The organism is Burkholderia reimsis (genome assembly GCF_003294055.1).
GTDB lineage: Bacteria > Pseudomonadota > Gammaproteobacteria > Burkholderiales > Burkholderiaceae > Burkholderia > Burkholderia cepacia.
The window spans coordinates 20,333-30,077 of record NZ_QMFZ01000063.1; the positions used below are offsets into that span (position 1 = coordinate 20,333).

The following is a 9,745-nucleotide window of genomic DNA, read 5'->3' on the forward strand; positions in this document are numbered from 1 at the left end:
GAACCTCTTCTGCTGGAACCGCCGTTGCGCCGGCGGCAATGCCGGGCCGCCCTGCGCGGCCCCCTCGTTGATGGTTTTCGTGCGGCGCGCGCTTATTCGCCGGCCACCGCGGTGCGATCTTCCTTGCGCTGCACGACGATCGACGACCACACGGCCGCGGCGATCATCGCCGCGCCGACCAGGCCGGTGATGACCTCGGGCACCTCGAACTTCACGCCGAGGAACATGATCGTTGCGAGCGCACCGATCGCCCAGAACGCACCGTGCTCGAGATAGCGGTACTGCGCGAGCGTGCCCTTCTTCAGCAGCACGAGCGTCATCTCCCGGATATAGGCCGCGCCGACGCCGAGGCCGAGCGCGATCAGGAAGATGTTGTTCGACAGCGCGAATGCGCCGATCACGCCGTCGAAGCTGAACGACGAATCGAGCACCTCGAGATACATGAAACCCGCGACGCCTTCGCGCACCACGCGCGTGCCCGTTTCCTCGCCGCCGATCAGGTCGCCGATACCGTGCGCGATCACGAAGCTGATCACGCCGAACGCGCCCGCCAGCAGGAAGGCGACCTGTTCCGCCGACGGCACGTAGAACGACGCGACGATCACGATCGCGAGCGTCAGCGCCACTTCCAGCGCGGTGATGCGGCCGAGATGACGCATCGGGCTTTCGAGGAAGCCGATCCAGTGCTCGTCCTTCTCGGTGTCGAGCATGAACTTGAAGAACACCATCAGCAGGAACGCGCCGCCGAACGCCGACACCTGGTGATGCGCGGAAGTCAGGATCGCCGCGTACTTCTCCGGCGACTCGATCGCGAGCGTCAGCGCATCCCACATGCCGATGTGGCCGATCACCGCGACGATCAGCAGCGGGAACACGAGCCGCATGCCGAACACGGCGACCGGCAGGCCGAACACCATGAAGCGGTTGCGCCACTTCTCCGACCAGTTCTTGAGCACGGAGGCGTTGACGACCGCGTTGTCGAGCGACAACGAGATTTCGAGCACGCACAGGACCGCGACGATCAGCATGTCTTTCACGCCGCCGAGGAAATACGCGGCGACCAGTGCGAGCGCCGTGAGCGACAGCGGGATCTTGAAGTCTTTCAACATGATGTGGGGTTTCGAGTTTCGGGAAAAAATGACGTACGGGCCGCGCTTACTTCGCGCGCACCCAGTCGCAGAATTCCTGCGTGATCAACTGTTCGTAGATCTGTTCGTCGCTGATGTCGAGCGATTCGAGATGCAGGAAGCCGACGTTCGGCATCTCTTCCGCGATTTCCGCGAGGAAGCCGAATTCGCTCGGGTCGCCGACGCCGACGAGCGACCAGTACAGCGGGTAGTGCTGCGACTCGGCCAGCAGCTGGCGCACGCGCTTGCGATCGTTCTTCGGGTTCTGCCCGTCGGTGACGAACAGCACCCATGCGGGCAGATGGCCGTTCACCGGCGCGGAAGCCGCCGGTGCGGGCGTCTCGTCCGCGCCGCCGAACAGCCGGCTCAGGAAACCGCGCTTCTCTTCGCGTTGCGGCGACGGCTGCGGCGCGCGGAAGAAGAAGTCGACGATGTCGTTCATCACCGGCGCGTACTGCGTGCCGCCCCATTTGTCGATCCGCGCTTCGAGCACGTGGTCGGAAATGTACGAACCGTAGTTGTCCGGCGTCGCGGTCGGCAGCCGGTTGTAACCTTCGGTGAAGGTCCACGTGTCGACTTCGCCGTTGTCGTCGAACTTCAGTGCGATGCCGAGGATCCGGTCGTGCGTCTCCTGGATCACGCCCGACTGGTAGAGCGGCTTCGCGGAGCCGGAGATGTCGAGCGCCGCGCCGACGCGCACGACGGGCGGCTTCAGGATCTGGCGTTTTTCGAGGACGATCGCGACCTTCGCCGCGCGTTTCTCAAGCGTAATCATGCGGTGTTCTCTCAGTTCTCTCAGTTGTGCTTCGGAGCGAATCGGGTGATCAGGTCCTGTTCGAGCTGGCGCAGGCGCGGCGCGTCCTGCTCGCGCTGGCGCTTGCCGTCGGCGATGATCTGCGTGATGTCGTCGAATGCGCCGAACAGCTGCTGCTGCGCGTATTCGAACGTGTCGGTCGAGATCACCGGGCGCTGGCCGAGCTTCGCGACTTCCTGCGCGTTCTGGCGGTTCAGGTCGGCCTGCGCGCGGATCGCCTCGTCGGCCGCGTCGTACGTCGCGTTCGCGAGCGCCGCCGCGCGCTTCGTGCTGAGCTGCTCGAGGTAGAGCGCGAACGCATTGGTCCACGCGGGGATCAGCACGGTCTTGATCGTCATGAACTTCGACGTCAGCGTGCGTTTCTGGTCCTGCTCCATGCGGATCTGCGGCGCGAGCTGCTTCGACATCAGCATCGCGCGGTCGAGGTCGTCGAGCTTGCTTTCGAGCGCGTCGACCTTGCGCTTCACGTCGAGCAGGCGTTGTGCGGCGAACGCGTCGTCCGCCGGCTGCTGGCCGGCCGCGAGATGCGCACGCAGCGTCGCGAGCGCCGTTTCGCCGTGCGCCTTCGACTGCGCGAGCTCCTGGTGCAGCGCGTAGTTGTCGTTGTACATCCGCTCGAGCTCGTCGATGCCGGCCTTCTGGCGCCGCGCATGGCTCTCGAGCTCGACGACGAGCGTGTCCATCCGCTTGCTCACCGATTCGTATTGCGACAGCAGCTTCTCCTTGGTCGAGCGAAACAGCCGCGTGACCTGCGTGAGCAGCCCGCCCTTGTCGGCACCGCGCGGATCGAGCCCCTTCGCGGTAGCGATCAGTTCGTTGAGCTTGTCACCGAACTGGTCGGCATCCGACGCGCGGACGCTCGCGAGAATCTGCTGGGAAAAAGCGGCGATTCGCGTGCCCTGCGTCGCGCCGAGCTGGTCGATCTCGTCGACGGTGATCAGGCGGACATTCTCCGTCGGGCGCGCGGCCGGCACGGTGACGGCGGCGGCAGGCACGGCGACGGGTGACGAAGACGGGGTGGAAGGACGATCGCTGACCGCATCGGAGTTCTTGTCATCGAATAGCGGCTTCATGTGGCTACCACGTTTCCTTTTCTGCTTTCTGCTGCGTGTTGTCGTGCGCGCGTGGCGCGCATCCGCGATAACCGCCGTGCTCTCTCACGGGCGGCAGACGGACAATAAATGGCCCGAGCGCCTTGCGTCAAGGGAAGGAATTCTTTCAATTTCCATTCATTTTGTAAGGTGATGAACGGACGTCATGCCCGGGTGCCCCCGCTCCTGCCGCGATGCGGGCTGGCCACGCGAGATTCGGACACGCCGAAACTTACATGTCCGATCAATGCGAAAGAGAAATGAAACCGCCTGTTTGAGCGGGTTTCAGGCGGCGCACTCACGGGGCCAAGGCCCTCGCGGACACCGATCGCGCGTTAGCGATCCCGCACGCGATTCATCCCGAGCCTGGGCAGGATGAACGGCACCGATCGGTCACGAATCGTAAAATCCCATCGTCCGTCGATGTCCACGAACGTCGCGCTGAAATGCCGGTCGTCGGCCCACGCGAGGTCGTCCAGATGGCACGACGCATACATCGCGCCGACCGTGCGCCGCGCGATTTCCGTCAATGGATCCTTCGACACGAGCGTGAACGTGACGGCCTCCTCGAACAGGCAGTCGTAGTCGGTGACGAGCAGATAAGCAGCCGGCGTCTCGAACTGGCGAAGCAGCACGTAACCGGAAACCGTGAGGCCGGAGCGCTCGCCGTTCACGAGCACGGCGGTGCGCGACGGCCACGTTTCGTACGGGCCGTCGTGCGTTTCGAGCGCGAAGCGTTCGATCGGCTTCATCGCCGGGCCGGTTGGCCGAGATCGTGTGCCGGAAGCATCGTCGCGTCAGTTCGCGGCCTTGCGGTACAACGCGACATATCCCGCGAGAATCAGCAGCAGCGACCCGCTGACGCGGTTCAGCCACTTCTCGCCGGCCGCTTTCCACACGCGCACCGAGTGCACGCCGAGCAGCGCGTAGCCGGTCATCCCGGCGACGTCGATCGCGACGATCGTGGCTGCGAGGATCGCGTACTGCGGCGCGATCGCGTGCGACCGGTCGACGAACTGCGGCAGCAGCGCGGACATGAACAGGTAATACTTCGGGTTGCTCATTGCGACGAAAAAACTCTTCAGGAATGCGGTCCGACGATCGGGCATCGCCTGATCGACTGCCTGCGCGGCAGCACGACCGCCGGACGAGAGCAGCATCCGCACACCGACATAGGCGAGCCACGCGGCACCGGCCAGCTTCAGCGTGACGAACGCCGTTTCCGATGCTTCGAGCAGCATCCCGAGACCGAACCCGACCAGCGCGACCATCACGACATCGGCGGTAACGGCGCCGAGCATGCCGACCAGTGCGTGACGCAAACCGTACCGTGAGCCGTTGCTCATCGCGAGCAACACCGTCGGGCCGGGCGTCGCGACGCCGACGGAGAGGATCAGGGCAAAAGCGAGCAAGGCGGACAGCGACATGGCGTGGCGTTCCTTCTGAAGGGAGCTTGCGAACGGGATGGCGTCGCCGTCTTCGGCCGCGCGGGCCGCTGCCGGCGTGCGCGAACAATGACGACGCATTCGAACGGTCGATGATCGCATGTTCGCCCCGAGGCCCGCTCGGCGGTTGCGTGACGTCGATCCCGGCGTCGGACCGCTACGATCTCGGTGCGTGTTGTGCGACGGAACTGTTCGGCAGGAAAACGACGTTCCGCGCAACCGTGCGAAATGTCACGAACAAGTCGTACTGGTCGCCGACGACCGGCGAGCACCTGATACAAGGCGAGCCGCGGTCGGTATGGCTGTCGATGACGACGGATTTCTGACGATTGCCGAAGGGAGTGGCGGGCTGCCGCCAGAGTTTGCTATACTCTCGGTCTTCCGGAGAGATGGATGAGTGGTTTAAGTCGCACGCCTGGAAAGCGTGTATAGGTTAATCGCCTATCGGGGGTTCGAATCCCCCTCTCTCCGCCAGGACAATATCGAAAACCCCGTAAAGTCAATGACTTACGGGGTTTTTTGTTTTTCGACTCACAAGCCGACCATCAAACGTCAATTCCTCGACTTGCCAAGTGCGTCGCAAGGACTCTTCGGTCATCCGTTGCGCGCGAGACTCGGCGATATGTGGCACTGGTCGAGCCGGTCCGGGGACGTGCGTCCCGATCTTCCGATTCAACTGGGTCTCAGCACAGAGGGGCGGTGTTGTCTGCCACACCTTTTCCATTGCCCTGAGTGATGCCCAATTGTTCGCGATCGAAGAAGTGCGGACAGGCGGAAACATCGAGCTGAGGTTGAATCCCGTAGCAGCGGGATTCTCTGCTCAATACGGTCAGCTAGTCATCCCGGACAATTCCTTGTGCGGTGAACCTTAGCGACTGGCGCGAAACTTGAAAGAGCTCGGGCACGGCGATGTAATCGTGCTCGGCGTTCACCGTTCCATTTGGGAGGAGGCGGTCCCGCTACGCTCAGCCATCGAGTTTCTCCACCAGGCCAATCCAATAGGCATCTGTTAAACAGCGCCGTCCGTCATAGACGAATCACCGCCTTTGCGTGCGACATACCGGCCGTCGAATCGAATTGACGTAGAACCAGTTTCGACTTTGATCCGTGGCCGGGTGTCGTCTCCGATACGAATTATATTCATCACATCAGGCCACTATTTCCCGAGAAGAGTCCTTAGATAATCAACCCGCTGTTTTGTTATCGTGGCAAGGCAATCTTTTGTGATCAGACCGGAGCCGGCGCCTTGGGATTGCGACGCCTCGGCTGCAATATAACCGTTGCACTGCTTGTCCCGGTAATTGAGCCAAGCCTTCTGAGATTGCTCAAATTCATTCTTGTACTGTGTGGCAGAGTAAAGTTTTTGATAAATCAAATTGAGTTCTTTTTTTGATTTATCGAGGGCTTGGTTGGTACAAGACAAGTCGCCGTATACGTTCCCGCTATTGGCACACTCGTCAGCAAAAGAGGTTATTGGTAAAATTAAAAATACAAGCGGGATGATTTTTTTCATGGATTCATTAAAAATGATTGATTGCATGATTCAAGAATTATTGTAAAAGGTCGCGCCAAAAAGTCCGAGAAATATTTGCCGACTTGACGCAAGCTGACGCTGAGTCTGGAAGATCGTGCGGAAGTTTCTCGGTCAACTCGTTGCCGCTGGCGTGAACCCTGATCTGCTCCAGGAATCCTGGACACAACCGAGTGTTAGTGTGTCGGCGGCAATTTTCCCGTTAGGAACGGGAGGTTGGCGATGAAACACAAGCGGTGCTCGACGGAGCAGATCGTGGCCGCGCTCACGCTGACCGTAGCCGGCACGCCCGCTCGTCCGGTCCGCTGCGTCGTCTGGACCGAGCACCCATCGCACATCGAACCCCGAACACCGCTCGCTAAAGATGTGTATTCTTCTGACGATATCCGAGGTTTCAGCTCCGCGAGTCAGATCCATGCGATTCAGTCCAGGGTTCGCCATGACGATTGTCGCTTCGACGATGCTGTCAGCTTGCGCAACGGCATTTTCGCCGCCGTCGATCACCACCACCGTCGCGGTGACCTCTCCCCCGCCGGTCGACAAGGCGCTGCGCGACGGCGGATCGTCTACCGACCTGTCGGTCATCGGTCAGCCTGCATCCCCGTTTCGCACGCTGCTTTCCGTTCGTGAGTGCGCTGCCGGCAAATGCGCGGCGGGAATCGCCATGCCGACGCTTGCGGTCACGGTTCAACGCGTGTCCGAAGGACAGGCGGCGATACGCTTCTCGGTCAGCGGAGAGATCGGCAGCAGCCAGACGCTGAAATCGCAAACCGGGAACGCCGCGTCGGAAGTAACGATGTCGATCCCGTCGAGCGCGACACCGATCAACGATCGCTTTGCCGTCGACCGGGTCGCGACGATCAAGGTCGGCGAGTTTCGCCACGTGGCATTGCCGCACGGCATCCGTGCGTACGTGTGCGTCGCGATACCGAACGCCAAGGGGATGACGGACGGAAGCTGCGATTTCAGCCGGGTGCAGACGACCAAGGGCGCCGAGCTCGGCATTTCCGCGCTCTGACCCGCCCGTCACGGCGCCGGTACTGGCTGGCCCGGCACGCGAGCATGCCGAACGACACCCGCGTCACGGATGCCGGATGTAATCCACCAGCGCCCGCGTATAGTCATCCGGCTTTCGATCGAACAGACTCACGACGATCGCCACCGCGAACCCCGCCGGCACCCCGAATACTCCCGAACTGATCGACTCGATCCCGAACCACGTGCGCCCCGCGAATCCCGTCAGCTGAGTGAAGTACGGATAGGTCGACACGATGTAGTACACGCACACCGCGAGCCCGGTCACCATCCCGGCGATCGCACCGCGCGTCGTCGTGCGCTTCCAGAACACGCCGAGCACCAGCACCGGAAAGAAGCTCGAGGCCGCCAGCGAGAACGCGGCGCCGACGAGAAACAGGATCTTCCCCGTATTGAGCGACGCGACATACGACGCGAACAGCGCGACGCCGAGCAGCAGCACTTTCGAGATCGTCACGCGCCGCTGGCTCGATGCGTCGGGCGCGACCATGCAGTAGTAGACGTCGTGCGACAGCGCGTTCGCGATCGTCAGCAGCAGCCCGTCCGCGGTCGACAGCGCCGCGGCAAGCGCACCGGCCGCGATCAGTCCCGACACGACGTACGGCAGCCCGGCAATCTCCGGCGCGGCCAGTACGACCATGTCCGGCTGCATCTGGATTTCCGACCAGTGCACGATGCCACCGCGAATCACCTCGACGACGCTGATCAGGTCGGGTTCGAAGTGATGCCACTGCGTGACCCACGCCGGCAATTCGGCGAACGGCCGCCCGACGAGGTTCGCGAGGATCTCGTACTTGATCAGCACCGCGAGCACCGGCACGCTGAGGTAGAACAGCGCGATGAAGAACAGGGTCCACCCGACCGAGCGCCGCGCCGACGCGACCGACGTGGTCGTGTTGTAACGCGTCAGGATGTGCGGCAGGCTCGCAGTGCCGAGCGACAGGCACAGCAGCAGCGCGAGGAAATTCCGCTCGCGCGGCTTGCGCTCGTCATCGCTCGCGGCGGGAAACGGTTCGTGCATCGGCACGGGCGGCTCGGCACGGGCCAGCAGGTCGTCACGCGCCTGCGTCCACGCGACCCGCGCCGCCGCCGGATCGCGCGGAAAGTCCGCCAGCTCGCGCTCGCGCTGGCTGATCTCGCGCAGCGGCCCGTTGTGGCGCCGCAGGTCGGCCAGCTGGTCGGCAAGATGCCGGCGTGCATCCGCATACGACGAAGGCAACCGGTCGAGCCGCGTCTGGATGTCCGCGGCTTGTCGTCGATACGCGTTGCGCACCTGCTGTTCGTCGGACGCGTCGCGCACCTGCGCCTCGCGGGCCGCGACGCGCTCCATCAGCTTGCCGTAGCTGAACTGCGGCACCGGGCCGAGCCCGTTCTTCATCGCGATCAGCGACACCGGAATCAGGATCGCGCTGATCAGGATGATGTACTGCGCGACCTGCGTCCAGGTGACCGCGCGCATCCCGCCGAGAAACGAGCACACGAGAATGCCCGCGAGCCCGCAGAAGATCCCGATCGCGAAATCGACGCCGATGAAGCGCGTCGCGATCAGGCCGATCCCCTGGATCTGCGCGACCAGGTACACGAACGAACACAGGATCGCCGCGCCGGCCGCGAGCGCACGCACGGCCGTGCTCGAAAAGCGCGTACCGAGAAAATCGGGAATCGTGTAGCGCGCGAGCTTGCGCACATACGGCGCAAGCAGGAACGCGACGAGGCAGAACCCGCCCGTCCAGCCCATCACGTACGCGAGCGCATCGTAGCCGGTCGTATAGAGCGAGCCGGCCAGGCCGATGAACGACGCGGCCGACAGCCAGTCGGCCGCCGTCGCCATCCCGTTGAACGCGGACGGCACGCGCCGCCCGGCCACGTAGTATTCGACGAGATCGGACGTGCGCGACAGCAGCCCGATCACCGCGTACACCGCGATCGGCACGAACAGGAACACGTAGCCGATCCAGACGCCGGAGCCGGTGGCGCGCTCGATCCGCCACATCAGCAGCACGAACCCGAGAAACCCCAGCGTGTAGAGCGCATACGCGCGGATGAGTCGATGCGTCAGCATGAATCAGCGCCCGCCGTTCGGATGGACGGTACGTGCCGCATGATCGTCGTACGCGCGGCGCAGCGTGCGGTCGGCGCGTTGCATCAGCCCGATGTACGCGACGATCAGCACGAGATACACGAGAATCGCGCCCTGCGCACCGACGTAGAACGGCAGGCTGAACCCGGCGAAGCGCACGCTCGCGAGCGCGGGCCCGAAGAACGGCACGATGAACGACACGGCGAAACCGATCGCCATCAGCACCGCGATCAGCGCGACGTTGAAGCGCCAGTAGCGTGCATGGGCACGCGCGAGCGGCTCGGGAACGGGCGGTGGCGCGGCAGGCGCGGATCGGGTCGGAACGGTCATGCCGTTATGTAACAAAAAGCCCCTGCGCGGGCAATCGGGATTGCCGCGCAGGGGCTCGTGCGCGTGATGCGCAACCGGTACGGTCAGCGCACTTCGGCGAGCTGCTCGAGGATGGCCGGGTTCTCGAGCGTGGACGTGTCCTGCGTGATCGCTTCGCCCTTGGCGAGCGAACGCAGCAGGCGCCGCATGATCTTGCCCGAGCGCGTCTTCGGCAGGTTGTCGCCGAAGCGGATGTCCTTCGGCTTCGCGATCGGCCCGATCTGCTTGCCGACCCAGTCGCGCAGCGTCTTCG

The 9,745-nt window shown here is 63.4% G+C and carries 10 protein-coding genes, 1 tRNA gene and 1 pseudogene; 3 read left to right on the plus strand and 9 right to left on the minus strand.

What is annotated here, in order from left to right; genetic code table 11:
* Positions 1 to 92: 92 nt before the first annotated feature.
* The 5 genes from DPV79_RS38925 to DPV79_RS38945 all read right to left on the minus strand — a co-directional run bounded on the left by DPV79_RS38925 (position 93) and on the right by DPV79_RS38945 (position 4,459).
* Positions 93 to 1,109 carry a DUF475 domain-containing protein gene (locus DPV79_RS38925; protein ID WP_021163606.1) on the minus strand — a complete coding sequence of 339 codons (1,017 nt, stop codon included), beginning with the start codon at positions 1,107 to 1,109 and terminating at the stop codon, positions 93 to 95.
* Positions 1,110 to 1,155: 46 nt separating this feature from the next.
* Entirely contained in the window at positions 1,156 to 1,902 is a 747-nt protein-coding gene (locus tag DPV79_RS38930) for a VWA domain-containing protein (protein WP_027786910.1), read from the minus strand.
* A 20-nt stretch (positions 1,903 to 1,922) separates the two neighbouring features.
* Positions 1,923 to 3,014: a toxic anion resistance protein gene (locus DPV79_RS38935; RefSeq protein ID WP_113047911.1), complete on the minus strand. Its 1,092-nt coding sequence runs from the start codon at positions 3,012 to 3,014 to the stop codon at positions 1,923 to 1,925.
* A 353-nt stretch (positions 3,015 to 3,367) separates the two neighbouring features.
* Entirely contained in the window at positions 3,368 to 3,784 is a 417-nt protein-coding gene (locus DPV79_RS38940; protein ID WP_021163609.1) for a hypothetical protein, read from the minus strand.
* A gap of 45 nt (positions 3,785 to 3,829) precedes the next feature.
* Positions 3,830 to 4,459 (minus strand): LysE family translocator, encoded by a 630-nt coding sequence (locus tag DPV79_RS38945; RefSeq protein WP_021163610.1) that lies wholly within the window; start codon positions 4,457 to 4,459, stop codon positions 3,830 to 3,832.
* Positions 4,460 to 4,614: 155 nt separating this feature from the next.
* On the opposite strand from DPV79_RS38945, the pseudogene DPV79_RS38950 reads away from it, so the two are divergent.
* Together DPV79_RS38950 and DPV79_RS38955 are read left to right on the plus strand one after the other, a co-directional pair.
* Positions 4,615 to 4,803 (plus strand): annotated as a pseudogene (locus tag DPV79_RS38950) (hypothetical protein); the annotation flags it as partial.
* A 57-nt stretch (positions 4,804 to 4,860) separates the two neighbouring features.
* Positions 4,861 to 4,951 (plus strand) — tRNA-Ser (locus DPV79_RS38955).
* Between the two features lie 682 nt (positions 4,952 to 5,633).
* Here DPV79_RS38955 and DPV79_RS38965 read toward each other — a convergent pair.
* Positions 5,634 to 6,017: a lysozyme inhibitor LprI family protein gene (locus tag DPV79_RS38965; protein WP_244321884.1), complete on the minus strand. Its 384-nt coding sequence runs from the start codon at positions 6,015 to 6,017 to the stop codon at positions 5,634 to 5,636.
* A gap of 355 nt (positions 6,018 to 6,372) precedes the next feature.
* Here DPV79_RS38965 and DPV79_RS38970 point away from each other — a divergent pair, with 355 nt between their 5' ends.
* Positions 6,373 to 7,026 (plus strand): hypothetical protein, encoded by a 654-nt coding sequence (locus DPV79_RS38970; RefSeq protein WP_244321885.1) that lies wholly within the window; start codon positions 6,373 to 6,375, stop codon positions 7,024 to 7,026.
* A 63-nt stretch (positions 7,027 to 7,089) separates the two neighbouring features.
* Here DPV79_RS38970 and DPV79_RS38975 read toward each other — a convergent pair whose 3' ends face one another.
* From DPV79_RS38975 to DPV79_RS38985, 3 genes are all read right to left on the minus strand, one after another.
* Complete coding sequence (locus tag DPV79_RS38975) at positions 7,090 to 9,105, minus strand: sodium:solute symporter family protein (RefSeq protein ID WP_113047912.1); 2,016 nt, start codon at positions 9,103 to 9,105, stop codon at positions 7,090 to 7,092.
* Between the two features lie 3 nt (positions 9,106 to 9,108).
* Positions 9,109 to 9,453: a DUF4212 domain-containing protein gene (locus DPV79_RS38980; protein WP_113047913.1), complete on the minus strand. Its 345-nt coding sequence runs from the start codon at positions 9,451 to 9,453 to the stop codon at positions 9,109 to 9,111.
* Between the two features lie 83 nt (positions 9,454 to 9,536).
* Positions 9,537 to 9,745, minus strand: a 209-nt coding sequence (locus DPV79_RS38985; protein WP_408732989.1) for an AMP-binding enzyme, incomplete at its 5' end; no start/stop codon positions are given.